This window comes from Halorubrum sp. Hd13, assembly GCF_002252755.1.
GTDB lineage: Archaea > Halobacteriota > Halobacteria > Halobacteriales > Haloferacaceae > Halorubrum.
This window is the reverse complement of record NZ_NHOY01000020.1, coordinates 1-25441: the sequence shown is the minus strand read 5'-3', so window position 1 is coordinate 25441 and position 25441 is coordinate 1. Positions and strand designations below refer to the sequence as shown.

Annotated in this window: 26 protein-coding genes and 2 tRNA genes; 15 read left to right on the top strand and 13 right to left on the bottom strand. The window is 70.0% G+C overall.

Annotation, left to right across the window (positions count from 1 at the left end):
* Positions 1 to 4: 4 nt before the first annotated feature.
* Complete coding sequence (locus DJ81_RS02860) at positions 5 to 589, bottom strand: hypothetical protein (RefSeq protein ID WP_094588362.1); 585 nt, start codon at positions 587 to 589, stop codon at positions 5 to 7.
* An 82-nt stretch (positions 590 to 671) separates the two neighbouring features.
* On the opposite strand from DJ81_RS02860, the gene DJ81_RS02855 reads away from it, so the two are divergent.
* Positions 672 to 1361: an undecaprenyl diphosphate synthase family protein gene (locus tag DJ81_RS02855; RefSeq protein WP_094588360.1), complete on the top strand. Its 690-nt coding sequence runs from the start codon at positions 672 to 674 to the stop codon at positions 1359 to 1361.
* 30 nt (positions 1362 to 1391) lie between these two features.
* Here the strand turns inward: DJ81_RS02855 and DJ81_RS02850 are convergent, their stop codons facing one another.
* The 3 genes from DJ81_RS02850 to DJ81_RS02840 form a co-directional block, all read right to left on the bottom strand.
* Positions 1392 to 2558: an inorganic phosphate transporter gene (locus DJ81_RS02850; protein ID WP_094525690.1), complete on the bottom strand. Its 1167-nt coding sequence runs from the start codon at positions 2556 to 2558 to the stop codon at positions 1392 to 1394.
* 471 nt (positions 2559 to 3029) lie between these two features.
* Positions 3030 to 3100, bottom strand: a tRNA-Gly gene (locus DJ81_RS02845).
* Positions 3101 to 3188: 88 nt separating this feature from the next.
* On the bottom strand, positions 3189 to 3899 hold the full coding sequence (locus tag DJ81_RS02840) for an enoyl-CoA hydratase/isomerase family protein (RefSeq protein WP_094588358.1): 711 nt from the start codon (positions 3897 to 3899) through the stop codon (positions 3189 to 3191).
* 59 nt (positions 3900 to 3958) lie between these two features.
* On the opposite strand from DJ81_RS02840, the gene DJ81_RS02835 reads away from it, so the two are divergent.
* The 9 genes from DJ81_RS02835 (at position 3959) to DJ81_RS02795 (ending at position 10712) form a co-directional block, all read left to right on the top strand.
* Positions 3959 to 4624 carry a hypothetical protein gene (locus DJ81_RS02835; protein ID WP_094525686.1) on the top strand — a complete coding sequence of 222 codons (666 nt, stop codon included), beginning with the start codon at positions 3959 to 3961 and terminating at the stop codon, positions 4622 to 4624.
* 135 nt (positions 4625 to 4759) lie between these two features.
* Positions 4760 to 4831 (top strand) — tRNA-Thr (locus DJ81_RS02830).
* Positions 4832 to 4967: 136 nt separating this feature from the next.
* A complete protein-coding gene (locus tag DJ81_RS02825; RefSeq protein ID WP_094588356.1) occupies positions 4968 to 5666 on the top strand; it encodes a haloacid dehalogenase type II in 699 nt (232 codons plus the stop codon).
* Positions 5667 to 5778: 112 nt separating this feature from the next.
* Positions 5779 to 6438 carry a hypothetical protein gene (locus DJ81_RS02820; protein ID WP_094557801.1) on the top strand — a complete coding sequence of 220 codons (660 nt, stop codon included), beginning with the start codon at positions 5779 to 5781 and terminating at the stop codon, positions 6436 to 6438.
* A 25-nt stretch (positions 6439 to 6463) separates the two neighbouring features.
* Positions 6464 to 7432 carry an A/G-specific adenine glycosylase gene (locus tag DJ81_RS02815; protein WP_094588354.1) on the top strand — a complete coding sequence of 323 codons (969 nt, stop codon included), beginning with the start codon at positions 6464 to 6466 and terminating at the stop codon, positions 7430 to 7432.
* Between the two features lie 86 nt (positions 7433 to 7518).
* Positions 7519 to 7917, top strand: a complete 399-nt coding sequence (locus DJ81_RS02810) for a DUF5778 family protein (protein ID WP_094525678.1) — start codon at positions 7519 to 7521, stop codon at positions 7915 to 7917.
* 33 nt (positions 7918 to 7950) lie between these two features.
* The gene (locus DJ81_RS02805) at positions 7951 to 8580 is read left to right on the top strand and encodes a dienelactone hydrolase family protein (RefSeq protein WP_094557799.1); all 630 of its coding nucleotides are present in this window, start codon (positions 7951 to 7953) and stop codon (positions 8578 to 8580) included.
* 78 nt (positions 8581 to 8658) lie between these two features.
* Positions 8659 to 9897: a cytochrome P450 gene (locus DJ81_RS02800; protein WP_094525674.1), complete on the top strand. Its 1239-nt coding sequence runs from the start codon at positions 8659 to 8661 to the stop codon at positions 9895 to 9897.
* 104 nt (positions 9898 to 10001) lie between these two features.
* On the top strand, positions 10002 to 10712 hold the full coding sequence (locus DJ81_RS02795) for a class I SAM-dependent methyltransferase (RefSeq protein WP_094588352.1): 711 nt from the start codon (positions 10002 to 10004) through the stop codon (positions 10710 to 10712).
* 45 nt (positions 10713 to 10757) lie between these two features.
* On the opposite strand, the gene DJ81_RS02790 is transcribed toward DJ81_RS02795, so the two are convergent.
* The 6 genes from DJ81_RS02790 to DJ81_RS02765 form a co-directional block, all read right to left on the bottom strand.
* Positions 10758 to 11087 (bottom strand): transcription factor S, encoded by a 330-nt coding sequence (locus tag DJ81_RS02790; RefSeq protein ID WP_094525670.1) that lies wholly within the window; start codon positions 11085 to 11087, stop codon positions 10758 to 10760.
* A gap of 423 nt (positions 11088 to 11510) precedes the next feature.
* Positions 11511 to 12623: a putative sulfate/molybdate transporter gene (locus DJ81_RS02785; RefSeq protein WP_094588350.1), complete on the bottom strand. Its 1113-nt coding sequence runs from the start codon at positions 12621 to 12623 to the stop codon at positions 11511 to 11513.
* A gap of 87 nt (positions 12624 to 12710) precedes the next feature.
* Positions 12711 to 13349, bottom strand: coding sequence for a hypothetical protein (locus DJ81_RS02780; protein WP_094588348.1), 639 nt, complete (start codon positions 13347 to 13349; stop codon positions 12711 to 12713).
* Positions 13346 to 14194, bottom strand: a complete 849-nt coding sequence (locus DJ81_RS02775; protein ID WP_094588346.1) for a hypothetical protein — start codon at positions 14192 to 14194, stop codon at positions 13346 to 13348. The genes DJ81_RS02780 and DJ81_RS02775 overlap by 4 nt, the downstream gene beginning before the upstream one ends.
* A 255-nt stretch (positions 14195 to 14449) precedes the next feature.
* Positions 14450 to 15286 (bottom strand): HTR-like protein, encoded by an 837-nt coding sequence (locus tag DJ81_RS02770; protein ID WP_094525235.1) that lies wholly within the window; start codon positions 15284 to 15286, stop codon positions 14450 to 14452.
* Positions 15287 to 15378: 92 nt separating this feature from the next.
* Positions 15379 to 16386 carry a beta-ribofuranosylaminobenzene 5'-phosphate synthase family protein gene (locus DJ81_RS02765; RefSeq protein WP_094588344.1) on the bottom strand — a complete coding sequence of 336 codons (1008 nt, stop codon included), beginning with the start codon at positions 16384 to 16386 and terminating at the stop codon, positions 15379 to 15381.
* Positions 16387 to 16968: 582 nt separating this feature from the next.
* Between DJ81_RS02765 and DJ81_RS02760 the strand changes: the two genes are divergently transcribed.
* Positions 16969 to 18270, top strand: a complete 1302-nt coding sequence (locus DJ81_RS02760) for an RNA-guided endonuclease TnpB family protein (protein WP_094588342.1) — start codon at positions 16969 to 16971, stop codon at positions 18268 to 18270.
* Here the strand turns inward: DJ81_RS02760 and DJ81_RS02755 are convergent.
* The 3 genes from DJ81_RS02755 to tbsP form a co-directional block, all read right to left on the bottom strand.
* On the bottom strand, positions 18253 to 18606 hold the full coding sequence (locus DJ81_RS02755) for a cupin domain-containing protein (RefSeq protein ID WP_094588340.1): 354 nt from the start codon (positions 18604 to 18606) through the stop codon (positions 18253 to 18255). The two genes, DJ81_RS02760 and DJ81_RS02755, sit on opposite strands and share 18 nt — an antisense overlap.
* Before the next feature lie 121 nt (positions 18607 to 18727).
* On the bottom strand, positions 18728 to 20419 hold the full coding sequence (locus DJ81_RS02750; RefSeq protein ID WP_094524069.1) for a YcaO-like family protein: 1692 nt from the start codon (positions 20417 to 20419) through the stop codon (positions 18728 to 18730).
* A gap of 70 nt (positions 20420 to 20489) precedes the next feature.
* Positions 20490 to 21296, bottom strand: coding sequence for a transcriptional regulator TbsP (tbsP, locus tag DJ81_RS02745; RefSeq protein ID WP_094524070.1), 807 nt, complete (start codon positions 21294 to 21296; stop codon positions 20490 to 20492).
* Between the two features lie 407 nt (positions 21297 to 21703).
* Between tbsP and glyA the strand changes: the two genes are divergently transcribed.
* The 4 genes from glyA (at position 21704) to DJ81_RS02725 (ending at position 25132) form a co-directional block, all read left to right on the top strand.
* Positions 21704 to 22951, top strand: a complete 1248-nt coding sequence (glyA, locus tag DJ81_RS02740) for a serine hydroxymethyltransferase (protein ID WP_094588338.1) — start codon at positions 21704 to 21706, stop codon at positions 22949 to 22951.
* Between the two features lie 131 nt (positions 22952 to 23082).
* Positions 23083 to 23493, top strand: coding sequence for a DUF3054 domain-containing protein (locus DJ81_RS02735; protein ID WP_094524073.1), 411 nt, complete (start codon positions 23083 to 23085; stop codon positions 23491 to 23493).
* Positions 23494 to 23730: 237 nt separating this feature from the next.
* Positions 23731 to 24024, top strand: a complete 294-nt coding sequence (locus tag DJ81_RS02730) for a hypothetical protein (RefSeq protein ID WP_094588336.1) — start codon at positions 23731 to 23733, stop codon at positions 24022 to 24024.
* Between the two features lie 109 nt (positions 24025 to 24133).
* The gene (locus DJ81_RS02725) at positions 24134 to 25132 is read left to right on the top strand and encodes an ornithine cyclodeaminase family protein (RefSeq protein ID WP_094588333.1); all 999 of its coding nucleotides are present in this window, start codon (positions 24134 to 24136) and stop codon (positions 25130 to 25132) included.
* The last annotated feature ends 309 nt before the right edge of the window (positions 25133 to 25441 follow it).

Below are 25441 nucleotides of genomic sequence, written 5' to 3'. Positions count from 1 at the left end.
CGCGTCAGTCGTCGTCGACCGGTGGGTCGTCCGCCGAAGTCGGGGATTCGCCCGCGCTGTCCGCGTTGTCGATCGCGCCGTCGCCGGTGACACGGAGCCGGTAGTGGATCGCGAACACGGTGACCGCGGCGGCGGCCGGGGGGACGAAGCCGGCGAGCCGCGGGAGCGCGTAGAGGGCGTTCACGACCGCGGACTCGGTCGGGTCTCGCAGCGCCGCCGGCGCGGAGATCACCATGCCGACGTACAGCGACAGGAGGAACAGGAAGCCGCCGTACGCCATCTTCCGGTCGTATCCCGACCGCACGGGGTCGCCGCGGCGGTGGCGACGCGCGACGAACAGCAGCGGCGCCAGCAGCGGCGCGACCGCGGCAAAGCCGGCGATCACGTACAGCGACCGCGAGAACAGGAACGTTCCGCTCTGCACGTCGGCAGTCTCCGCCATCCAGACGACGAGCGCGAGGGTGACGACTGTCGCGATCAGCCCGGCTGTGAGCGCGCCGACCACCCCGTAGACGCGCATGGTCCACGACTCGGTGTGCCGGATCGCGTAGGGGATCGCGCCGAACACCCCGCGGTAGCTGTCTGCCATCGACGCAGATAGGGCCGACGCCGAATTAAACCCCTCGTCGGCGGACGTGGGATTTTAAATTCTCGCGACGGAAGCGTCTCACGTGGGCCTGTACGACGCGTATCTCGCCGTCCGCCACCGACTCCACGACGGGGACCCCCCCGAGCACGTCGCGATCGTCATCACGGAGCGGGACCTCCTCGCCGACGGCGCGTTCGACACCCTCTCCGAGGCGCTCGGGTGGGCGCTGGAGTACGGCGCCCGGCGCGTCACCGTCTCGGTCTCGGTGCTCGACGAGTCAGTGGTCCCGACGCTCGCGAGAGAGCTCCGGCGGCTCGACGCGCCCGCCCCGTTCGTCGTTCGCGGGCCGGACGACGCCGACGGGGAGCAGAGCGCAGGCGGCGAGGCGAGTGGCGCGGACGGCGCGGCGGGTGGCGCGGACGGCGAGGCGGGTAGCGCAGACGGCGACGACGCCCCCATCAGAATCACCGTCGGACTCGGCGGAAAGGCCGAGTTCGCGGCCGCGGTCCGCGAACTCGCGAGCGACGTCGACGTCGGCGAGCTCGATCCGGCGTCGATCGACGCGGACGACGTCGCCGACCGGCTCGTGTTCCCGGAGGAGCCGGACCTCGTTATCAAGACGGGCGCGGAGCGGCTCTCCGACTTCGCGATCTGGCAGTCGGTGTACGCCGAGCTCTACTTCACGGACGTGAACTGGCGCGACTTCAGGCGCCGCGACTACCTGCGCGCGGTCCTCGACTTCCAGGACCGACAGCGGCGGTTCGGACGGTAGCCGGGTCGGCGCGGGAAGAGCGGTCGAGCCCTACCAGACGAAGCGGAACAGGATCGTGAACGTGACGAGCGCGCCGACGGTCGAGAGGATCGGAACGACGTTCTGCATCAGGACGACGCGCGCGCTCGTGCTCGGGTTGAACAGGTCCGACGCCGAGGGGATGTCGGTCGGGTCGCCCTCGCCGATCTTGCCCGTCCCGTCCGCCTTCAGCGCGCCGACGGACACCTTCGGCTCCTTCTCGCCGCTGATCCCCTGCCGCACCGTGACGGTCCGGGTCGCGCGCCCCCAGCCGAGCCCGACGATCGACATCGTCGCGATGATGACGAACGACGCCGGGATCCCGACCGCCGAGAGGCTGATGACGATCCCGGAGGAGACGCAGGCGACGACGATCGCCGCGGTCAGCGGGAGGTCGGTGATGTCGTTGCCGAGCGTGTCGAGCGTCCGCCGGGCGATCGTGAACGCGCCGACCGCGACGGCGGCGCTCCCGAGCAGGATCATCGGCGTCATCTCGACGTTGTCGAGCGCGACGAGGGGCGCGATCGCGTTCGCGATGTTCGAGGTGCCCGACGAGAACGCCATCAGACAGCCGATGGCGATGACGACGAATCCGCCGAAGAGCTCGCGCCGGGTCGTGTTCGGGCCCGCCACCGGCTTCGGGACCAGCCCGGAGCGGTCGAACTCGAACAGCGCCCCCTCGGTGCTGTCTATCGCCACCCAGTTGTCGATGGCCGGGTAGAAGTAGCGCCCCACGACGCCCGACACCCAGAAGCCGATGATGGGCGCGACGATCCACCAGATGGCGATCTCGCCCATCACCGCCCGGTCGAGGGTGCCCGTCGCGAGCCCGAGACCCGCGATCGCCCCGACGGCCGTCATCGACGTCGACGCGGGGACGCCGGCGAAGTTCCCGACGAACAGCGCGCCGCCGATGAAGAAGAGGACCACGATGCTCGTTTCCAGCGTGAACACGTTCCCGCCGGTGACGAGGTCCTCCCCGAGCGTCGTCACGACGCGCTGTCCGAGCGTCCCGGCGCCGATGAAGAAGAAGATCGACATCAGCGCCGCGGCGCCCGACTTCGAGAGCACTCCCGATCCGACGGCCGGCCCGAAGGCCGGACCGGTCGTGGCGCCGCCGATGTTGTACCCGACGAACGCCGCGACCACGAAACCGACGAGAAGTAAGACCTCAATCATATACTCGCTACAACGACACACGTCCGGTTAAGCGGACAGGTTCGCGCCGCCGGGAGCCCCGGGTGACCGCGGGGTCGATTCGCTCGCGTAGGAGACCGAACGCTAGCTGACTGAGTTGGTGATTTCTCTCACTTCGTTCGCGAGTTCGCTGAACGGAGTGAAGCGAACGCTAACTGACGGAGTCAGTTAGAAAATGCACCGGCCGAGACTCCCCGCGAGCAGGGAGGGACCGGAGGTCCCTCTTGCAGCCGGCGCGTAGCGCCGGCGACAGCGCGAGCGGGGAGTCAGGGCGGTGCACGACCGGAGGGAGTTCGTCGAACGAAGTGAGACGAACGTCGACTGACGGAGTCAGTCGGAAGTGCACCGGCCGAGATTTGAACTCAGAATCAGACGTGCTCGCTCACTCCGTTCGCTGCGCGCGACTGATAGCGTTCAAATCACTCGGCGATTTCTCTCACTACGTTCGAGAAATGCACCGGCCGAGATTTGAACTCGGGTTGCAACCATGGCAAGGTTGCGTGATACCACTACACTACCGGTGCGTGCTTCGCACTTACAGATTGGTCGGAGGTTCACTTAAACCTGTCACATCGGGACTGCGCCGGGGTCGGACCGCTTCGCCCGCGCGGCTCACTCCGTCCGCGATGCCGCGATGTTCGCCCCGTGCGACCGGACGAGGGCGGCGAACGCCTTCGCCTCCGCGTCCGCCTGCATCGCGTCGTCCTGCCGGTCACGCACCCGTCGCTTGACCGTCCGCAGCGCGTCCGGCTTTCCGTCCGCGATGACGTCGGCGACCGCGCGCGGGTCGTCGACGACCCGGGAGACGAGCCCGGTCCGGAGCGCCTCATCGGCGTCGAGGACGCGGCCCGAGAGCGCGAACTCGAGGGCGTCGCCCTCGCGCATCACCCGCGGGAGTCGGACCGTGCCGCCCCACGCCCCGAACAGGCCGAACTCGACGCCCGGCTCGGCGAACGTCGCCGCGGGCGTGGCGGCTCGGACGTCGGCCGCGAGCGCGAGTTCGACGCCTCCGCCGCGGGCCGCGCCGTCGATCCCGCAGACGACGACCGTGTCAGCCGCCGCGATCGCCGCGGCGGTGCGCTGTCCCCGCCGAGCGAACGACGCCGCGTCGGCCTCGTCGTCTCGGTCGAGGCCGGCGACGGCGTCGAGGTCGGCGCCGGCACAGAAGGCGTCGCCGGCGCCGCGAAGGTACGTGACGGGCGTTTCGGCGCGGTCGACGGCCCGCCGGAGCGCGTCTAGGTCCTCGGGACGGAGGGCGTTTCGCCGCTCCGGGCGGTCGATCGTGACGACGCGGACGCGGCCGTCGGTGCTGGTGCGGATCACGCCGTCGTATCCCGGCGGTTTCCAAAGGTCTTTGCCCTTCGCTCGACTACCTCATGGCAATGGACGATGCCGCGCGAGCGCGTGAGGCCGCTCACGAGGCGCTCGCGGACGTCGAGCCCGAGCAACTGCGCGAGGCCCTCGAGAGCCGTATTCTGGACGCCGCCGTGACGCCCGGTGTTCTGGCGCTCGTCACGGCCCGGGCGGTCGACCCCGACGTGCGCTCCGACGAGCTCGTCGACCGGGCGGCGGGCGTGCAGCTCATCTACGAGGGACTGCGGCTCACCCGCACGGTGGCCCACGAGGAGCCGTGGCTGACCGCGCCCACCAGCGAGACCGACATCGACGCCGACATGGACGTGCTCACGGCCGACGTGCTCGTCTCGCGCGGCTTCTCGCTGCTGGCGTGTACCGACGCGGCCGGCGCCGCGGTCGAGGTCGTGCGCGCGTTCGGCCGAGACCAGACGCTCCGCGACCGCGATGGGACCGACCCCGCCGCGGCGGCCGCGCTCGACCGGAACCTGGAGGTCGACGCCCTCGAACTGGCGGTCGTCGCCGGCACCACGGCCGTCGGCGGCGACCCGCCGGAAGAGCTACTGACGTACGCCCGCGAGCTGGCGGCCGACTACGACGGCGAGTTCCCGCCGCCGGGGCGTGCGCTCCCGGACGCGACCGCCGACCGGATCGCCGACATCTCGGACCGCGCCGTGAGCGCGACGGACCGGTAAGACGGACCGGGAAGGCGGACCGGGAAGGCGAATCCCGACCCCGCGACGGCGTCGCCGGCGTCCCCTCGGATCGGGCGACGACTCGGCGGCGGATCGAAACCCATAAAGTCGAATCCGGTCAACGACTGATTGCGTGCCTGGGTAGCTTAGCGGTAAAGCGCGTCCTTGGTAAGGACGAGACCCCGAGTTCAAATCTCGGCCTAGGCTCTTTCTCCGGTCCGTTCCCGCGCGAACACGGTCCCGTCCGCGACGCGGTCGGCCCCGCTCTGCCCCGCGGCGACCGTGCGACCGTCGTCGTGGCGGGATTCACTACGGTTATGATGTGGGCCGCAGTACCACGACCATGGACCTCGACTCCGTCTCGACCGTCACCGTCGACTCGTACAGCACGCTCGTGGACATCGGCTCGCAGGAGGCGGTGCTGGAAGCGCACGTCGACGGCCTCGACGACGCCGAGAGCGTCTCGCAGCTGTGGCGCGCGCAGTACCTCCAGTACTCGATGATCGCGAACGACATCGACGCCTACCGGCCGTTCTGGGAGCTCATCGGACAGGGCCTCCGATACGCCCTCGAAGCGAACGGACACGACGTGCCGGAGGCGACCCGCGACGAGATCCGGCGCACGGTGTACGAGGACGAGCTGTCGATCTTCGACGACGTTCGGGACGGGATCGGGCGGATCACCGACCTGGGGTACGAGGTGTACATCGTCTCGAACGGCTCGCCCGAGATGCTGGAGCACCTGGTCGCGGCGGCGGACCTCGGCGACGTCGTGACGGACGCGATCAGCGCCGACGAGGTGGAGACGTACAAACCGGAGGCGGGGATCTACGAAAACGCGGCGGAGCGGACCGACACGCCGATCGGGGAGATACTGCACGCCTCCGGCGGCGGGATGCGCGACGTCTGGGGCGCGAAACACGCCGGCATGTCGACCGCGTGGGTCTCCCGCCCCGGGGAGACGCTCCCGACGGAGGAGCTGGGTCCCGAGCCGGACCTCGTCATCGAGGGGTTCCACGACCTCGCGGACCGGCTCGAGTGAGCGGTCCGGTCCTGCCGATCAGGACGCTTTCGACGGACGTCGCGGGCGTCGCGGGCGACCGACGGCTCGCGCAGTCGCAACGCCGATACCCGTGGCGGACCACGGTCCGGCCATGACCTTCGCCGACCTGTTCGAGCGGGCCGCCGACCGCGACGCGACCGAGGACGCGGTGCGCGTCGCGCTCGCGGATCGCCGATCTGGCTCCGGGAGCGGGGGAGAGTCCGACGACGGCGACGCCGAGAGCGACGCCGACGTCTCCCCCGCCGACCGCGAGCCGAGCCCCGCCCGCGTCGTCGCCGACGCGGACGTCCTCGCGACGGACCTCCTCGTCGGCGGCGCGGCCCGCGAGGCGCTCGACGCGCTTCGCGCGCACTCGTGGACGACGCTCGTCGCCAGCGACGCCCTGCTCGACGACGCCGAGGCGGTGATCGCCGAGATCTCCGACGCCGACCTCGCGGCCGACTGGCGCGACGCGGTCGAGGCGTGGCGCGAGCCGACGGCGCATCCCGCGGGCGACCACCCTGCGCTGGCGTCGGCGTACCGCGGCGCCGCGATGCAGGTCGTGAGCCTCGACCCGTCGCTCACGGGGGCGGAGGCCGCCGCCGGGCTCCGCGACCGCCTCCCCGTGAGCGTCCGGGAGCCGCGGGCGTTCGCGGCGGTGTTCTCGGCCGAGAACCTCTATCCCGAGGCGGTCGGCGGCGAGTATCCGGGGCCGGACCGCGACCCGCGCTCGATGGCTCCGGTCGGACGCGGCGAGGACCAGCACCGATAAACGACCGCCGCCCCGACTGACGGTAATGAGCGATTCGGACGCGACCGCGGGAGAGGGGGGCGGCACGGAGGGGCTCGCCGAGGGCGACGCCCCCGAACTGCCGGCCGACCTCGGCGCGGTCCGCGAGGCGCTCGTGGAGTGGTACGAGGCCGACCACCGCGACTTCCCGTGGCGGCGCACCGAGGACCCCTACGCGGTCCTCGTCAGCGAGGTGATGAGCCAGCAGACGCAGCTCGATCGGGTGGTCCCCGCGTGGGAGGACTTCCTCGACGAGTGGCCGACGACGGTCGACCTCGCCGCCGCCGACCGCGGCGACGTGGTCGCGTTCTGGTCCGACCACTCGCTCGGCTACAACAACCGCGCGAAGTACCTCCACGAGGCGGCCGGACAGGTCGAGGAGGAGTACGGCGGCGAGTTCCCGCAATCGCCCGGCGAACTGCAGGAGCTGATGGGCGTCGGCCCGTACACCGCGAACGCGGTGGCGTCGTTCGCGTTCAACGACGGCGACGCGGTCGTCGACACCAACGTGAAGCGCGTCCTCCACCGCGCGTTCGCGGTGCCGGACGACGACGCGGCGTTCGGTCGGGTCGCCTCGCGGGTCATGCCCGACGGCGAGTCCCGCGTGTGGAACAACGCGATCATGGAGCTCGGCGGCGTCGCCTGCGGCACGACCCCGCGCTGCGACGAGGCGGGCTGCCCGTGGCGGGGGTGGTGTCACGCGTACGAGACCGGCGACTTCACCGCGCCCGACGTGCCCGAGCAGCCGAGCTTCGAGGGGAGCCGGCGGCAGTTCCGCGGGCGCGTGGTCCGGACGCTCGGCGAGTACGACGAGCTGCCGCTCGACGATCTCGGACCCCGGATCCGGGTCGACTACGCGCCCGACGGCGAGCACGGGCGAGAGTGGCTCCGCGGGCTCGTCGACGACCTCGCCGACGACGGGCTGGTCGACGTGGACGAGGGAGACGACTGTGCGATCGTTCGCCTGCGGGACTGAGTCCTCGGCGTGCCCGCTCGCCGCCCGGAGAGGTGCCGAACGTGTGAACCGTCACCCGTTTATCACCGGAGCCGGAACGAACGGGTATGAGCGAAACCGTCGACTCCGACCTCTACACGCGGACGAAGGCCCTGCTGGAACCGGGCGACATCGAGCTTCTTGGCTGTATCGTCCACACGACGCTCGGCGGCCAGGAGGACTTGGAGATGCACGATCTCACGGTCGCCGCCAACGACGTCATCGCCGACCACGCCGACAAGGGCGAGGCGTACATCGAGGCCGGCAACGACGACACGAACTTCTCGTCGAACCAGTTCCAGGGGCTCACCCTCGACGGCGAGGAGTTCGTCTGGGAGTGCCAGCAGCTCCTCCGTGACGGCACCTTCGACCTGGTGTTCTACTACGAGGCCGGCGTCGATCAGGAGGCGCTCGCCGCGGACCTGACCGCGCTCGATAACGTCGACCGCGTGACGCAGGTTCCCTGACGCGGCGGTGCATCCGCCCCTACCCCTGCGCCCGTGAGCGAAACCGTCCTCATCCCCGGCGGCCGCGACGTTCGAGCCACGCTCGACACCGCCGCGAGCGACGGGAGTCGCGCCGACGCGGTCGTCGTCGCCTGTCCCCCGCACCCGCAGCAGCGCGGCCGCCGCGGCGACGAACGACTGACCGCCGTGAGCGACGCGCTGACCGGCCGCGGGATCGACTGCCTCCGGTTCGACTACGGCGACTGGGACGAGGGGTACGGCGAGAGCACGGACGCCGACAACGCGGTCGCGTGGGCGGCCGAGCGCTACGAGCGGGTAGGCTTGTTCGGCTTCTCGTTCGGGGCGGCGGTCGCGCTCGTGACGGCCGCCTCGCGCCCCGGTCTCGCCGGCGTCTGCGCGCTCGCGCCGACCGCTCGGCTGAATCCCGACGTGGACGCGGTCGCGGCGCTCGACGACCTCGTCGACCTCAGCGTGCCGACGCAGGTCCTGTACGCGACCCGCGACTCGACGGCGGACTGGGAGCCGGTCGTCGAGCGGGCGAAGGAACTGGGAATCGAGACGAAAACGTTCGAATCGGACCACTTCTTCGTGGGGCGCTCGGGGGACGTGGGTGAGGCGGTAGCGGCGTTCTTCGAGCCGCGGCTGGTGGCTGACGGTGAATAGAGGTTAGTCGGAAACCGCCGCGGTGCGACGAGCCCCTCGCCCGAGATTTTTATTCCGTTCGTCCCCAAGGCCATGGGTATGAGTTCGGCAGGTCCCCAAGGACTCCAAGCCGTCCCCGAAGAACTACAGGACCGCGAGTCGTGGCTGGATCCCTTCGACTGGTACGAGCGGATGCGCGAACGGTCGCCAGTCCGGTACGATCCCGACCGTCGAACGTGGGACGTCTTCCGGTACGAGGACGTGAAGCGCGTGTTGGACGACGACGACGTGTTCTCGGCGGACCCTCGGGAGGCGGACGACTTCGTCGAACCCGAAGGACCGGGGGAGGGGTTGATCCTCGACACGATGTTGTTCGAGGACCCGCCCCGCCACGACGAACTCCGAGGTGTCGTCGACGAGTGGTTCCAACCGCGGACGCTCGCCGACCGCGAACCCCACTTCCGAGAGCTGGCGGGCGAGTTGCTCGACGATGCCGTCGGGACCCACGGAGAGATGGACGTCGTCGAGGACCTCGCGTACCCGTTCCCGGTGACGGTGATCGCCGAACTGCTCGGAGTCCCGCCGTCGGACCGCGACCGGTTCAAGACGTGGTCGGACACGATCGTGGAGGCCGCAAGCGACGATGAGGGCGCGGACGCCTTCGCCGAACGCCAGCAGCAGACCCAGATGGAGATGGCCCAGTACTTCCTGGAAATGATCGAAGATCGCCGCGAGAACCCGCAAGACGATCTGCTCTCCGTTATCGTCACTGCCGAGTCCGACGCGGGGGGACGGCTCTCCCGCGAGGAGGCGCTCGGGATGTGCATCCTGCTGCTCGTCGCGGGGAACATCACGACGACGAACCTCATCGCGAACGCGGTGCGGTGTTTCGCCGAGGCGGACCCGGATCTGGTCGACGAGTTGCGCGGGGACGACCGCGCGCTCACGAGCGCCGTCGAGGAAGTGCTGCGATACCGGTCGCCGGTGCAGGCCATGAGCCGGGTCGCTACAGAGGACGTGACCATGCGCGGCGAGACCATCGAAGCGGGCGACCGGGTCATCGCTTGGATCGGCTCCGCGAACCGCGACGAACGCCGGTTCGACGCAGCCGACACGTTCCGACCTGACCGCTCGCCCAACCAGCATATCGCGTTCGGCCACGGCACCCATTACTGTCTGGGGGCACCGCTCGCTCGGCTCGAGGCCAAAGTCGGGCTCTCGGAGCTACTCGACCGCGTCGATCGCGTGCGGCTCACGGAGACGCCCCTCGAGCCGACGCGAAGTTCGTTCATCTACGGCGTCGAATCGCTACCGATCCGATACGACGAGCGACGGTAGATCGCCCGCCCGAAGCGACGGTGTCCCGTGCGGGACCGACCGTCGGTGTCGCCCGGTGAACGAAGGGGCAATTATAAGCCCGCTACAGACGACGATCGTGACCCGTGAGAACACTTCTCGATGAACTGAAGGGGCGGGTCGCGGATCTCGTACCGGCGCGAGCCTATCCCTTACTGAAGGGCGCGTACGCCTCGATATATTACGAACCGGATCGGGTCAAGACCCCTCACGCGAGGGACTCCGTCCCCGAGACGCTCTCGGAGGAACACGTCCGAGACGCCGAGGTCGTCCCGGCTCGAGAGGACATGCTGGAAGCGTTCCCGCGGGGCGGACGAGTCGCGGAGTTGGGGACAGACGAGGGGGATCTCTCCGAGAAGATTCTCTCGATAACGGACCCCGACGAACTGTACCTGATCGACGTCTGGGGGTCGAAGGAGTTCAGTGACCGGAGCGTGGAGGAGGTGGAAAACAGATACGCGGACCGGATCGCGGACGGAACCGTGGAAGTCCTGCCGGAGCGGCCGGACGTCGCGCTCGACCGCTTCGAGGACGGCTTCTTCGACTGGGTGTACATCGACACCACCCACACGTACGAGCAGACACAGAGGGAACTGGAGATCGCCAGGGAGAAAGTGAAATCCGACGGCGTCATCGCCGGACACGATTACTGCCTCGGCGACGTCCCCGCGGGGCGGTGGTACGGCGTCATCGCCGCGGTTCACGAGTTCTGCGTCGAGTACGAGATGAAGCTGACGCACCTGTCGCTGGAAACGCACGGCCACAGCAGTTTCGCGATAGAGCGGATCGACCCGTAGACCGGTCCGGTCGGCGTCCGTCCGACGCCCGGTCGGCGTTCCGTCTCAGTTGTAGCCGCGCCAGCGACGCCCGCACTCCTTGCACTTGAAGAAGCGCGTCGGCGGTTCGTCGGCGGCGCCGGTCTGTTTGATCGTGTACCACGCCTCGCCGTGGCCGCACTCGTCGCAGACCACGTCGGTCGCGGTCGGCTTCCCCTCGAAGTTCGCGCCCTCCTCCGTCTCGATCACCTCGTCGCCGGTCTGTTCCGTGGTCGACTCGAAGTCGGCGGCGAGCGCCTCGTCGCGCTCGGCGGTGCCGCCGCAGTCGTCGCTCTGACACACCATCTCGCCGTCGACGGAGACCATCATCGAGCCGCAGTCGTCACAGAACTGCATATATGTATCTCAGTAGGGTATCGAGCGGTTTAGCTCTCCTGACTGCGCTCGGTACGCGTATGCTGTTCGCTTAAAAACAGTCGGTGTCGACGGCGCGGTGAACGCTTCCAAAGCCCCAGCCGCTCGGCGATACGTGAGTGTTTCCCACTCAACGGTGAACGCTTCCAAAGCCCCAGCCGCGAGGCGGACGCACGCTCGTTGCGCGCTTCAGTCGCTCGCGGTGCTCGCTCCTTCCAGTGCTTCCGTCGCCTGCGCCCGCCTCGCGACTGCCCCTTTGAGTCCCGCCCGACCGCACGGCACCGAACCTCACGCCTCCCCAGCCTCGTCGCTGGCGCGTTCCGCGCCAGCGACTCCCTCGCGCGTGCCCCTCGCGCCCTTATCAGGGCGCTCGGCGGCACGCGCCGCCGCACCGCCGTTCATTTATCAGTCGTCGCCGGTGTCTCCGACGCGCTCCCACGCGAGGTGGGCGACGATCCCGAGCAGGAACGCGACGCCGAGGTTCGTCGCCAACGCGACGAGACCGATCGCGACCGAGAGCGCGACGTTCTCGGAGTCGAGGGCGTTGCGCGCGAGCGAGACGGCGACGATCGCAAGGAGCGCGCCGAGCATCGCCACCGGGAACGCGCCGAGGAGGCCGGGCGTCGCGAACGGGACGGCGAGGAGGTAGCCGACGCCGAGGACGACGTTCGCGCCGCCGGTGCGCGCGCCGAACGCGTGCTTGCCGGCGACGCCGTCGCAGCCGTGACACATCGGGATCCCGCCGAGCGGCACCGCGAGCAGGTTCGTCGCGCCCATGCTCGCCGACAGCTCGTCCGGCGTCACCTCGGCGTCGAACAGGTCGGCGAAGAGGAGCGACGTCGCGAGCGCGGCGTTGCCGATCGTCATCGCGAGCTGCGCGACGACCCCGTCTGCGGTCGACCGGGTGACCGCCGCGGCGAGCCCCGACGGCGACGGGGTCGGCGGCGCCCCGGGCCACTGCGGCGCCGGCACGCCGACGGCCACGACCGCGATCGCGACGCCCGCGACCGCCACCGCGAGCGCGCTCGCCGTTCGGTGACCGGCGAGGGCCGCGAGCGCGGCGATCGCCACGCCGACGGCCGCGAGGAATGGGTCGCCGATCGCGAGGTCGACCCCGGTCTGTAGGAGGATCAGCCCGACCGCGAGCTGCACCCCGCGGATCACCGGCTCGCCGATCCAGCGCTCCACCCGCGCGAGCGTCCCCGTGAGCCCGATCGCAAGGAGGAGCCCTCCGAGGATCAGCCCGGCGAGCGCGAGCTCGGCGTACGTCAACGCGCCCGCGATCGCCAGCGCCGCCAGCGCCTTCATCGGCTCGACGGACACCGGCAGTCCGTACCGGACCCCCCAGACGATCTGGAAGACGCCGAAGCCGGCGAGCGCGTGCGGCAGCGACGCGCCGGTCAGCAGCGCCAGCGCGACCACGAGCGGGATAACGGTAATCGAATCCCCTATCGCCCCGGTGAGCGATCCCGGGCCGAACTCGATCCCGCGCCGGCGCGTCGCCTCGACGATTCCCACGATGTAAGCCGACTCGCGCCGAAGGCGCTTGAGAGTGTTCAGAAACCGTTGCCGGGATCGCTCGGCGTCGGCGTAACTGGTTTCAGTTCACTCGCCCGAGTCGAACGTCGGGTCCTCTTCGGAGACCATCGGGCAGTTCCGCACGCGGAACTCGTCGAAGCCGACTGCCTCGAGGATGCTCGTCCCCTCGTGCGCGCACGCCACCTCGGGCGGCGAGGTGAAGTGCGGGCACTGCTGGCAGTACGTCCGCTTGGAGACGACGTGTTCGGTTTCTCCGCCGCCGGAGACGAACGCCGCGTCTCCGAACGCGTCGCCATCCTCCGCGTCCGCGTCGAGGGACTCCCAGACGTCTTCCTCGGCCGGGCCGGCGACGTCCATCCGCTCGAACGCGTCGTCGAGGTCGGCCCCGGAGTCGGCGGGACCGAGCTCGTCGAAGGGGTCGTCGCGCCGCGTGCCGGAGGCGTCTCCGGGCGGAGACGAGTCGGACCCGAGATCGACAGGGTCGGGGTCGACGGGGCCCCGCTCGACGTGGTCGTCGACGGAGTCGACGGTGGCTCCCTCGTCCGGGTCGTCTCCCGCGACGCCCGCGCCGAGGTCTGCGAACGGATCGTCGACATCGGTCGCGGGCTCGTCAGTATCGGTAGCGGGCTCGTCGAGGGAGTCGAACGGGTCGCCCTCCCCGCCCGCGTCCGCGTCCCCCGCCCGACCGTTGCTCTCGTCGCTCATCGGCTTCCTCCGCCGTCGCGGGTGCTCACGCCGCCCGTCGCGTCGTCGACGTCGCCGTCGAGGGCGGGCTGCTCCCCGACGACGAGCCGCGAGGTGCCGAGGAAGCCGGGGTTCGGCTCCAGCTCGGCGAACTCTTCCCCGCAGTGCGGGCATTCGGGGGCCGTCAACAGTCCGATATCGACGGTCTCTCGACAGTCGGTGCAGGCCGCCTTCCGGACCCCGTCGCGGTTGGCGGTCGCCGTCAGCGCGTCGAGGCGCTCGCGGTCGGCGCGGTCGCGCTCGGCCGCCTCCAGCCGACGCCGGACCCTGACGACCGCGCTCGCGACGCGGGAGAGCTTGTCGTCGAGCTCTTCGACGTCGTCCGCGTCGACGGTGTCCTCCGGATCCGCGAGGTCCTCCACGCGGCCCTCGACGCCGGCCAGCCGGTCGTCGAGGTCGTCGACCCGTCCCTCGACCGCCTCGTCAACGGTCGACCGAGCCGCCGCGTCCGCTTCGAGTTCGTCGAGTCGCTCCGCGGTCCGTTCGAGGTCGGCCGCGATCGCGTCCAGCCGCTCCGCCGTCTCGGCGTGCGCGTGGTCGGCCGGCGCCTTCGCCTCCAGGTCGCGGTAGAGCTCGACGAAGCGCTCTCGGAGGTCCTCGACCTTCTCGTCGACCTCGGCGTCGAGGTCGTCGAGCCGCGACTCGATCGCGGCGACCTCCTCGCGGTCCGGCACGTCGATCCCCTCCTCTTCCGCGAGCGCGACGATCGCGCGCTTCAGCAGCTCCTCGCGGTCGACGCCGGTCTCGTCGGCGGCGGCCTCGGTCGCGGCGTCGACCGTCCTATCGGCCGGATCGAGGTCGCTCATCGAAGGTCCCCCGCCATTATGCTCTGTTTAACGGGGAGACTTAAGTAATCTGTCGCGTCATTCTCTGAAACGATAGTTAGCGGTGAGACCGGAGCGCGGTTCGCGTCCCGTTCTGTCCCGTTCCGTCACGTGTCCTGTCCCGTTCCGTCACGTCCTGTCCCGTTCCGTCACGTCCTGTCCCGTTCCGTCACGTCCTGTCCCGTTCCGTCACGTCCCATTCAGTCACATTTAGGCCTCCCCTCCCGTCCAGTCCCATCACCGGATCTTCCGAACGTCGCTGATGTCGAATCCGCCCTCGTGGATCTCGGTCTCGAACCGGACGATGTTCTCCGCTTCCAGTCGAGAGAGGACGCCGCGGAACTCGCGGACGAACATGGTCCGGGCGCGCTGGGAGCCGCCGCTCTCCCACGTGAACTGGAGCGTGCCGCCGGCGGCGTCCATCAGGGCGCCGAACTCCCGGTCGGTGAGCGAGTCGGTGTTCACCAACACGAGGATGAGCCCGCCCCACTGGTAGGCGGCCTTCTTGAGCCCCTTCATCACCATCGACACGTCGCTCCACTTCGTGTCCTCGTCGACCATCGAGACGAGGTCGGTGACGGAGTCGATGCAGACTAAGCTGCCGTCGGCGTTCGCCGAGAGGTAGTCGCCGAACGCCGTGAGCACGTCCTCGTACTCCCCGCGGTCGCCCAGCTCGGTGATCGACGCCGTCTCGTCCTCGTACCAGTCGCGGGGGATCGGGCTCAGCTGGAAGTACTCCGGCGAGAGGTCCCGGAAATCGATCTCGCCGATCGCGGCGTCGACGATCTCGTCGGCCATCGTGAACCGCATCTCCCGGGTGAGCGCGTCCGTGTCCGCGGTGAAAGACAGGTAGTGGACCTCGTCGGGGAGCGCGGCGTCCGCCGGGAGGTCGCCGTAGTAGAGGTCGAACAGCTCCGCGTCGGCGCGCCCGAGGGCGTTCATCGCCGCGCTGGTGTACAGGAACTCGCGCGCGCCCGCCCCGGACTCGCCGGCGAGCAGCACGACGTTGCCCGGCGGCGCGCCGCCGCCGAGGATCGAGTCGAGGCGGGCGACGCCGAACGGAACGCTCGTCATGTCCCGTACGGGGTCGCCGCCCCGCTTAGTGTTGTTGCTCGTGTGGGGGTGTCGCCGGCGACCGGAGAGCCGCGGGGACGGCGACGGCTCGGTCAGTCGGTCAGCCGCGCCCCGCCCTCGGCCGCGCGGACGACCGCGACCGATCCTGCCACGCCCGCCTCGTCGAGCGCGCGCTCGCCCGCCGCCGCCGCGGCGTCGGCGTTGGCGGCGTCCGTGACGCCGTACACGGTCGGGCCCCAGGAGGACTGCCCCGCGCCGAACACCGACGCGGACGCCGACAGCGACGCCACCACGTCGCCGACGGGCGGCCGGTAGACGCCGCCCTGTTCGTCGGCGTACCACGCGCCGTTGAGCCGGCCGATCTCCGCGACCGCCGCGCCGAACCGCTCGGCGTTCCCGGTCGCGACCGCGGGGAGCGCTCGCCGCGTGACGATCCCGCCGATCCGGTCGGCGAGCCCGGGCTCCGCGCGCTCGATCGCGGTCCGCATCGCGTCGTCCTCCGCGTTCCCGTTCCGGCCCGGGTCGGCGTCGGGGCGCACGAGCAGGAATCGCCAGTCGTCGGGGACGTCGTGGCGGGCCGCCACCGGCGGGACGGTCCACTCGCCGTCCGCGGGGCGGTCGGTCGTGAACCGAGCGGTCGGGTGGCCGGCGTCGAGGACGACCCCGCCCGCCTCGAACGTCGCGACGCCGACCCCCGATCGCCCGCCGCGACCGAGCGCCGGGGCGCGTTCGCGGACGCGAGGCTCCTCCCCGTGGGCGACCGCGATCGCCGCGAGCGTCGCCGCGGCCAGCTGGGTCCCGCTTCCGAGGCCGGCGTGGCGCGGCAGCGACTCGCGGACGGCGACGCGCGCGCCGTCGACGCCGAGCAGGTCGACGGCGGTGCGGGCGTACCCGAGGACGTCGTCGCGGACGGCGGAGTCGGTCGACGGAGCGTCGCCCCCGTCGGCCGCCTCGACGCTGACCCGACCGGCCGGCTCGGCGTCGACGACGACGCGAGGCTCCGCGAGACCGAGGCCGAGAGCGCCGTACAGCCGCTCGTGCGAGAGGCTGAGGTTACAGAAGCCGAAGTGGAGCCGGGCGCCGGCGCTCGCGCGTGCCATCGTTGCCCGCGTTTGGGAGTCGATTGATAAAGGGTGCGTGACAGTGGCGGGAGTTGCCCCTGACCGCGTTCGGTAGGGTTCAGTCGGTTCAGAGACAGCAGGAACGAGCGAAGCCCCAGCCGCTCGCTTATAAATCGTTGACCACGGACTGACGATGAACAACTCCAAAGCCCCAGCCGCGAGGACTCGCGCGGCTTGCTGTGCTCCTCGGTCGGTCGCTCGCGCTCCCTCGCTGCGGTGCTTACTGCGCCGTGCTTCGCCCTCGCGGCTGCCCCTTTGAGTCCCACCCGACCGCGACCGCACCACACCTCACGCCTCCCCAGCCTCGTCGCTGGCGCGTTCCGCGCCAGCGACTCCCTCGCGCGTGCCCCTCGCGCCCGATGGGCGCTCGGAGGCACGCGCCACCGCCGTCTATTTATAAATAACCGCGTCGCCGCTCACAGAGGAACAATGAGGAAGCCCACGGCTTCAGCCGTGGGAAGAATCCGCCACTACTCGTCACAAACTACGAGCGAGAGCAACCTGACTCCCCGAGATCAGCCGTAGAATTAATAAATGAATAGATTAAAATGTGATACACAGATGGGGGATGTGATCCGCACCGTCAAAGTCAAACTCGACGTGCCCGACGAGCGGTGCGACGACCTCCATCAGACGAAAGACCAATTCCTCCACTGTGCGAACACCACGGCGGACTGGGCGTGGAGACACCCAACCGACTACTGTGTCACCTCGAAACAGAAAGCCGAGACCGCTCTCTACGACCGACTTCGCAACGAGACGGAGTTGACCGCGAACCTCGTTCAGAAAGGGATTCGACGCGCCATCGAAGCCACGAAGAGCGGTGTCGCCCGACTCAAAAACGACGAGACCACCAGTCAACCGCACTTCGACGCGTGGAGCGTCGTCTACGACAAACGCTCCGCGACGTTCCACCGCGACCACGTGTCCCTTTCAACGGTACACGGGCGTGTCGAGTGTCAGTACGTAATTCCTGACGACCCCGAGGAAACACCGATTGGCGAGTACCTGCTGAACACAGACTACGAGTTTCGGATGTCCACGCTCCAGTACGATCGCTCGACCGAGTCGTTTTACCTCCACGCGCGAATGCGCGGCACCACAGAGGGACACGAGCAGTCCACGGCTGCTTCTTCTGACGCCAAGCACAGAACAGTCCTTGGCGTTGACCTCAACGTGGACTGCTCGCTCGCCGTGACTTCTACGGGCGCGTTCATCGGGAACGCCGACGAGATGAATCATCGACGCCGCGAGTTCGAAAAGGCCCGCGGGTCAATGCAACAGACGGGTACGCGGTCAGCGCACCTGTCGATCCAGTCGATGGACGACCGCGAACACCGCTGGATGCGAGACGAACTCCACCGCGCTTCGAACCAGATTCTCGACGAAGCCCGCGAGCACGAGTGTACCCATATCGCGTTCGAGAATCTGACCGACATTCGCGAGCGGATGGCTGGTGCAAAGCGATTCCACGCGTGGGCGTTCCGCCGCTTGTACGAGTACGTCGAGTACAAAGCAGAGATACTCGATATCGTGGTCGAGCAGGTGAGTCCGGCGTACACGAGTCAGCGGTGTTCGAAGTGCGGATTTACACACGAGACAAATCGGCGGTCGAAACACCAGTTCGTCTGTCAAAAGTGCGGGTACGAACTGAATGCGGACTACAACGCGAGCAAGAACATCGCTCGGAAACTATTGAAACGTCTCCGCTCGGGGCAGAAGTCTTCGAGTGGAGGCGCACCCTGTCAGTGTGCGCTGAAGTCAGGGACGCTGAACCTGAACGGCGAATTTATCGCCTCCGTCAATTCGACGACAGAAGGGGAGTCCACTGACAAGCCCACGACTTCAGTCGTGGGTCACTGACTCCTGCCAGTCCGGGTTCGCGCGGGGCGGCGAGAAGATGTCGTACCCCACGACCGTCTCGTCACCGTCGTTGCGCGCCCCGTGCGGCTCGCCTCCGGGGATGCTGTAGGTGTCGCCCGCCTCGACGACCAGCTCCTCCCCGTCGACGACGAAGGTGAGCGCACCCTCGGTGACCGCGCCGATCTGCTCGTGCGGGTGGTCGTGCTCGGGCACTTCGGCGCCGGGATCGATGACGAACCGCTGGATGCTGGTGTCCTCGCCGACCGCGCCCTGCGTGAGGAACACGTCGTCGACCGCCTCGACCGCCTCGACGTCCGCGTCGGATACGACGTCCATGAGAGAGTCGGCGGCCGGGACCGACTTAAATAGGGCGGGTGGGGCAGGCGGGGAGGGGGCGAGCGGAGCGCCGGACGGCGGAAGCAGACGGAGCGCCGGACGGCGGAAGCGACGCCGCCGGCTACGGGAACGGGTGGTACGTCCGATCCAGGTCGGGCTCGAACCCCATCGACCGGGGCACGTCGCGGGCGCGGTCGCCGAAGAAGGGCTCGCCGGTGAACAGGGGCTGCGCGCCCGGGACCAGCACCCGGACCGCCTCGAACCCCATCCCGGCGAGGTCCCGCGTCGTGATCCGGGCGACGTACGGTTCCGGTCCAGCCGTCTCGACGCGGTCGACGACGGCCTCCAGCTCCGGGGTCCCGGAGAGCTCCGGCTCGCCGAGCGCGTCGGCGGAGACGCTCGCGTCCGGGTCGAAGAACGCCCGCGTCTCCGCCGGGAAGTCGGCGTGGTGTCCGATCGCGGCGCCCTCCTCCGCGGCCGCCTCCGGTCCCATCGACCGGAGCTCCGTCCAGTTCTGGAGCGCCTCCGCGAGCGCGCTCCGGGCCGCGGCGACCGGGTCGAGGTCGGCGCCCGAGCCGGCCGCGAACCGGGGCCAGTCGCCGTCGCGGTGGACCCCGACGGCGACGACGGGCACGTCGACGTCGGTCGTCACGAGCAGCGGCGTCACCGCGAGCGACTCGGCCCGCGCGCGCTTCTCCAGCTCGGCGAACGTCGCGTCCTCGACCTCCAGCCCGAGCGGCTCCGTCGTCGAGTACCAGCTCGTCATCGTCGCGTCGCGCTCGATCGCCTCGTACAGCCCAGACAGCGCGGCCTCCGGGCCGGAGTTCCCCAGGCCGAGCCCGGTCGTGATCGCGGGCCGGTACCGGCGCTCCGGCGGCGGGAACTGCACGAACTCCGCCGGGAGGCTCGCTGGCTCGCCGGTCGCGAGGGCCTCGCCGGTCACCCACGCGAGGGCGTCGTCGCGGTCGTACGGCTCGGCGTCGTCGGGACGGACGAACGCGTCCGGCGGCACCGGGTTCGGGACGTTCGCTGCCGGCGCGCGCGTGAACGCCGACTCGCGGTAGACGCCCGCCGCGTACCGCTCTAACCCCTCGCCGAGCGCCTTCATGAACGCCGCGTCCCAGCCGGCGTCGACGCCGCCGCCGAACTCGGCGGCCCGCGCGTCGGAGAACGGCGTCGTGTCGGCGACGCGCGCGACGTAGTACGGCACCGGGAACGACTCACGCTCGCCCACCTCCGAGAGCGCGCCGATCCGAGGGTCGACCGCCCGCTCGGCGCGGTCGATCGAGTCGTCGAGGGCGCGGTCCGCGTGCTCCCGCGGGAGCACGTCGCCGGGGGCGTCGCCGCAGTCGCAGCCGGGGGCCGGGAGGAGCGTCCGCTCCGGGCCCGGCACCTCGACGACCGTGTCGGCGACCGGGTCGCCGGCGAGCAGCCGGATGACGCGGCGCCCGGCCAGCGCGCCGGCGTAGCGCACCGCCGACCGGCGGCCCTGGGTGGCGTCCGCCGGCTCCGCGCCGCCGCTCGCGACCCTGGCTCGGAGGCAGTCGTAGCAGGCCTCGCCGAAGACGGTCACCGCGGCGTCGACGTCGGCGAGCGGGACGCCGCCGACGCCGCCGACCTCGATCCCGACCCATCGGTCGAGGGCGTCGTTCGCGGCCGCGAACGCGTCCGACCCGGCGGTGTCGACCACGACCGCGAGGTCGAAGCCGTCCAGCAGCCCCGGCTCGACCGGCATCACGTTCACGTCGACGTCACCGAGCGCGGTCGCGACGGCGTCGACCGCGGGCCCCTCGCCGACAAGTCCGATGTCCATGTCCCGGTCGACGCGAAGGAGCGAAAAAAAGCCGCGGGTAGGAGCGTCGCGGGCGGAGACGGTGTCCCGGTTACGCCATCAGGTCGCTCGCGACCGCCGCGAGCTCGTCGGCGTCGACGCCGTGGAGCCGCTCGTCGCCGAGCTTGAGCCGGAGGCGGGGTCGACCGACGTCGATCGGGACCTTCTCGGTGTCGATGATACCGAGGTCCTCCAGTCGGGTCTTCGTCCGGGAGAACGTCGCCTTCGAGGCGATCCCGACGTCCTCGCCCCACTTCGAGATGTCGTAGAGGAGGACGTCGTTCTTCGCGGCGACGAGCAGCGAGACGGTCACCTCGTCGAGCGCGGCGTCCGCCGACTCCATCGACGCGAGGACGGCGTCGAAGTCGTCGCGGGTGGCCTCGCCGATCTCGGCGGCCATCGTCTCGCGGACGCGGCTGAGCGCCGGAGTCCGGAGCCCGTACGTCTCGGCCGCCTCGAAGGCGTCGCGGTGCGTCGCGAACACCTCGTCGACGAAGTCGTCCTCCTCGGTCGAGAGCGCGGCGACGTGCTCGCCGGCGCTCACGAGGACCACGACTCGCGACGGGGAGACGAACAGCGCGTTGTCGACGTCGGCGGAGAGCACGCGGAGCCCGAGCGACCCGTCGGCGACGAGGTCGGCGGCCTTCGACGCGACGAGGAAGTCGTCCGTCACCGCCTTCAGCGTGCGTTCGTCCGCCAGCATCGACAGGGTCGGTAAGTCGTCTCGGCCGGTCGCCGCCTCGACGAGCGATACGATCGTCTCCGCGGACGGGTCGACGACGAGGAGCTCGTCGTCGTCGCCGGCGAACGCCGTGTCGAGGACGTTCTCGACGTCCGTCTCCAGTAAATTCGACACCATCTATCTTCCCGGATAAAAGCCAGATATCTATTTAATATTAACGGGATTGGAGGAGTGAACAACGGGTTTTCAGCCGCCAAAACGGCCGAAAACGGCGGATTCAGCGATCTGGCTCGGGATCGGGCGGCGGAACGGGTCGCCGCGGGCGCGGGCGAAACGGCGAGCGGGTCGCGGGTCCGGCCGAGCGAGAGACCCGAGAGCGGCGGAGCGGGGATCGCGGGCCCCGCGGAGCGAGGATCGCGGGCGCGGCGGAGCGGGGATCGCGGGCCCCGCGGAGCGAGGATCGCGGGCGCGGCGGAGCGGGAATCGCGGGTCCGACGGAGTGGGGGGCGGAGACGCCGTCCCGGGAGCCGCGAAAGCGACGCCGCGACGGAAGGATTAATGCGCGATCGCACCGGCATTCGTACATGGACAACGAGCACGTCCGAGAGGTCGATCCGGTGGTCGCCGACGCGCTGGCCGGCGAGCGCGACAGACAGGAACAGACGCTCGCGATGATCGCCAGCGAGAACCACGTCAGCGAGGCGGTGCTTGAGGCGCAGGGGAGCGTCCTCACGAACAAGTACGCCGAGGGGTACCCCGGTGAGCGCTACTACGCCGGCTGCGAGTACGCCGACGAGGTCGAGGAGCTCGCGATCGAGCGCGCGAAGGAGCTGTGGGGCGCCGAGCACGTCAACGTCCAGCCCCATTCCGGGACGCAGGCGAACCAGGCGGTGTACTACGCGACGCTCGACCCGGGCGACAAGATCCTCTCGCTGGAGCTGAGCCACGGCGGTCACCTCTCGCACGGTCACCCCGCGAACTTCACCGGGCAGATGTACGATGTCGAGCAGTACGAGGTCGACCCCGAGACCGGGTACATCGACTACGAGGACCTCCGCGAGACGGCCGAGGAGTTCGAGCCCGACATCGTGGTCTCCGGCTACTCCGCGTACCCGCGCACCGTCGACTGGGAGGAGATCCAGGCCGCGGCCGACGCGGTCGACGCCTATCACCTCGCCGACATCGCGCACATCACCGGGCTCGTCGCCGCCGGCGTCCACCCCTCGCCGGTCGGCGTCGCGGACTTCGTCACCGGCTCGACCCACAAGACGATCCGGGCCGGCCGCGGCGGGATCGTGATGTGCGACGCGGAGCACGCCGACGACATCGACAAGGCGGTGTTCCCCGGCGGGCAGGGCGGTCCGCTCATGCACAACGTCGCCGGCAAGGCGGTGGGGTTCAAGGAGGCGCTCGAACCCGAGTTCGAGGAGTACGCGCGACGGGTCGTCGACAACGCCGAGACCCTCGCCGAGACGCTTCAGGGCCACGGCCTCTCCCTGGTCTCCGGCGGCACCGACAACCACCTCGTGTTGGTCGACCTCCGCGACTCGCACCCGGACCTGCCGGGCGGCGACGCCGAGGACGCGCTGGCGGCCGCGAACATCGTGCTCAACGGGAACACCGTCCCCGGCGAGACGCGCTCGCCGTTCAACCCCTCGGGGATCCGCGCGGGGACCGCCGGGCTCACGACCCGCGGGTTCGACGAGGCGGCGATCGAGGAGGTCGGCGACCTCATCTACCGCGTCGTCGACGAGGTCGACAGCGACGACGTCATCTACGAGGTCGGCGAGCGGGTCGTCGAGCTCTGCGAGGAGCACCCGCTGTACGAGTAGACGACGCGGCGGGCGGCGGGCGACACGGCGGTCGGCGGGCGATGTGGCGGTCGGCGGGCGACGCTCGCCGGCGCGGCGACCGCCCGACCGAATCCGTGCGTACAAAGTAGGGGCGCCGCGGAGTGGTCGGCATGGCCGACTCGTCGTTCCTCTCGAATCGCCTCGACCGCGCCGCCGCGCCGCTCCTAGTCGGCGACCTGATCGCGCTGATCGTCATGTTGACCATCGGGACGCTGAACCACACCTCGGTCGAGTTCCTCACGGCGAACCCGCTGTACCTGCCCGGCGTCTACGCGCCGTTCCTGATCGCCTGGGCCCTGATCGCGCCGGTCGTCGGCGCGTACTCCGCCGGCGCCGCGGAGACGGCGAAGTCGTCGGTGCCGCTCGCGATCCGGTCGTGGATCCCGGCCGCCGTCGTCGGACTCGGGCTCCGCGCGTTCGTCTTCCGCGGCGGCGCCGAACTGAGCTTCGCCGTCGTCATGCTCGTGGCGGGGTCGGCGTTCCTCGGCGGCTGGCGCGCCCTGTACTTCAAGCTCCGATAGAGACGCGCCCCGGCGGTTCGACCGCCGCGCCCCGATCCCCTTCTCAGTCCGATTCCGTCGCTTCTCCGACCGCCTCGAACCCGGTCCGAAAGCCGCCGGATCGGCGGTTCGCCGGCCCGCGTCTGCCGCGGTGATGATTTCCATAACTTATGCACAGCTTCAAGATGATCAGCGAAGGTGTCACGCCGAACCCTGAGAAAAATTTAATAGTGATTTTGTCGTAGATCGTGGTAGAGTATGACTGGGTACTACGACTACGTCCTCGGGCTTATTCCGGCCGCGTTGATCGGTGTGACCGCCGTCCTGAACCTGGTCGGACTGTCGTTGACGGCCGCGCTTCCCGGGGGCGCCCTCGTCGCGGGGGGCGTCATGTTCCACGCGATGTTCGTCCGGAACCCGGTCACCGGCGTCCCCGGGGAGGCCGATCGCCCTCGCGACGAGTCGGCCGGCGACTCGATCGACCGGACGGTCGACCGTTCGCGGACCGGCCGGTCGCGGACCGGTCGATCGGGAGCCGGCGGTTCCGACTGACCCGCTCGGTAGCGGGACGCCGGTCGACCCGTGCGACCGTCGATCGGCGCCGCCGCGTTCCGTGCCGCTTTCCTGCACGGTTTAGTTCCCCGCTCCCGAGAGGGGCGGTATGACCGAGACGCTGTTCCTCGCGAGCGCGGACGTCGACGACCTCGCCGAGCCGGCGGAGTACGTCGCCGCCGTGCGCGACGCGTACCGTCAGATCGGTGAGGGCGCGGCCGCGGAGCCGCGGACGAAACTGCTCAGCCGCGACCCGCCCGGCATGTTGACGACGTACGCCGCGATCCTCCCCGAGACGGGCGCGATGGGCGGGTACACCTACTCCGCGGGCTTCGGCGCGGGCGACGCGTGGTTCATGACCCCGCTGTTCGACGCGGAGTCGGGGGAGCCGCTCGCGGTGCTCGACGGCGCCTCGATGAACCCGTTTAAGACGGGCGCCGCGGGAGCGACGGCGGTCGACGCGCTCGCCCGCCAAGACGCGACGGAGGTCGCCGTGATCGGGAGCGGCGCGCAGGCCCGGGGCCAGCTCGCGACGACCGCGACTGTCCGGGAGTTCGAGGCGGTCCGCGTCTTCTCGCCGACCGTCGAGAACCGCGAGGCGTTCGCCGAGGAGTTCGCCGACCGGATCGAGCCAGATGTCACGGCGGTCGCGAGCGCGAGCGAGGCGGTCGCCGGCGCCGACGTGGTGATCACGGCGACGAGCGCGAGCGACCCCGTCGTCGACGACGCCGACGTCGAGCCCGGCACCCACGTCACGGCGATGGGGCAGTACACGCCGGGGAAGAACGAGCTCCCGCCCGAGCTGGTCGCCCGGGCGACGTACGTCCCCGACATCCGCGAGCGAGCGACCCAGGACGCGGGCTCGTTCCTCGCGGCGGTCGAGGCGGGGCTCGTCGACGAGGACCACGTCGCAGCCGACCTCGGCGAGGTCGTCGCCGGCGAGCATCCGGGGCGGACGAGCGACGACGAGGTCACCGTGTTCGACTCCGGCGGGACCGGGATCGAGACGGTCGCGGCCGCGTATATGCTTTATAAACGGGCGAGCGAGGCGGGTCGGGGAGAGACGATCGACTTCGCGCCCGCGAGCGAGGCGCTTACTGGCAAATAAGCGGTCGATGGTGTCGGTCCGGTGGCTGTGAGGCCGTTCCGAGTGGTCATTTATAAATCGCTCATACTGGATCGACGGCGAGCACCTCCAAAGCCCCAGTCGCGACGGCTCGCGTGACTCGCTGTCGTTCGAAAGGCGCTCCGCGCCTTTCGTGATGACGAGAGAGCGAAGCTCTCTCGAACCACGCTCCTCGTCACTCGCGTTGCTCGTTCCTGCGGTGCTTGCGTCGTCAAGCGTCGCCCTCGAGACTGCCCCTTTGAGCCCCACCCGCCCACAACCACACCGCAGCCTCACACCTCCCCAGCCTCG

Bases quoted from the DNA above. Each gene is read 5' to 3' on its own strand.
- DJ81_RS02860 (WP_094588362.1), bottom strand. From the start codon at position 589: ATGGCAGACAGCTACCGCGGGGTGTTCGGCGCGATCCCCTACGCGATC.
- DJ81_RS02850 (WP_094525690.1), bottom strand. From the start codon at position 2,558: ATGATTGAGGTCTTACTTCTCGTCGGTTTCGTGGTCGCGGCGTTCGTC.
- DJ81_RS02835 (WP_094525686.1), top strand. From the start codon at position 3,959: ATGGACGATGCCGCGCGAGCGCGTGAGGCCGCTCACGAGGCGCTCGCG.
- DJ81_RS02825 (WP_094588356.1), top strand. From the start codon at position 4,968: ATGGACCTCGACTCCGTCTCGACCGTCACCGTCGACTCGTACAGCACG.
- DJ81_RS02820 (WP_094557801.1), top strand. From the start codon at position 5,779: ATGACCTTCGCCGACCTGTTCGAGCGGGCCGCCGACCGCGACGCGACC.
- DJ81_RS02815 (WP_094588354.1), top strand. From the start codon at position 6,464: ATGAGCGATTCGGACGCGACCGCGGGAGAGGGGGGCGGCACGGAGGGG.
- DJ81_RS02810 (WP_094525678.1), top strand. From the start codon at position 7,519: ATGAGCGAAACCGTCGACTCCGACCTCTACACGCGGACGAAGGCCCTG.
- DJ81_RS02800 (WP_094525674.1), top strand. From the start codon at position 8,659: ATGAGTTCGGCAGGTCCCCAAGGACTCCAAGCCGTCCCCGAAGAACTA.
- DJ81_RS02790 (WP_094525670.1), bottom strand. From the start codon at position 11,087: ATGCAGTTCTGTGACGACTGCGGCTCGATGATGGTCTCCGTCGACGGC.
- DJ81_RS02780 (WP_094588348.1), bottom strand. From the start codon at position 13,349: ATGAGCGACGAGAGCAACGGTCGGGCGGGGGACGCGGACGCGGGCGGG.
- DJ81_RS02775 (WP_094588346.1), bottom strand. From the start codon at position 14,194: ATGAGCGACCTCGATCCGGCCGATAGGACGGTCGACGCCGCGACCGAG.
- DJ81_RS02770 (WP_094525235.1), bottom strand. From the start codon at position 15,286: ATGACGAGCGTTCCGTTCGGCGTCGCCCGCCTCGACTCGATCCTCGGC.
- DJ81_RS02765 (WP_094588344.1), bottom strand. From the start codon at position 16,386: ATGGCACGCGCGAGCGCCGGCGCCCGGCTCCACTTCGGCTTCTGTAAC.
- DJ81_RS02760 (WP_094588342.1), top strand. From the start codon at position 16,969: ATGGGGGATGTGATCCGCACCGTCAAAGTCAAACTCGACGTGCCCGAC.
- DJ81_RS02755 (WP_094588340.1), bottom strand. From the start codon at position 18,606: ATGGACGTCGTATCCGACGCGGACGTCGAGGCGGTCGAGGCGGTCGAC.
- DJ81_RS02750 (WP_094524069.1), bottom strand. From the start codon at position 20,419: ATGGACATCGGACTTGTCGGCGAGGGGCCCGCGGTCGACGCCGTCGCG.
- tbsP (WP_094524070.1), bottom strand. From the start codon at position 21,296: ATGGTGTCGAATTTACTGGAGACGGACGTCGAGAACGTCCTCGACACG.
- glyA (WP_094588338.1), top strand. From the start codon at position 21,704: ATGGACAACGAGCACGTCCGAGAGGTCGATCCGGTGGTCGCCGACGCG.
- DJ81_RS02735 (WP_094524073.1), top strand. From the start codon at position 23,083: ATGGCCGACTCGTCGTTCCTCTCGAATCGCCTCGACCGCGCCGCCGCG.
- DJ81_RS02730 (WP_094588336.1), top strand. From the start codon at position 23,731: ATGACTGGGTACTACGACTACGTCCTCGGGCTTATTCCGGCCGCGTTG.
- DJ81_RS02725 (WP_094588333.1), top strand. From the start codon at position 24,134: ATGACCGAGACGCTGTTCCTCGCGAGCGCGGACGTCGACGACCTCGCC.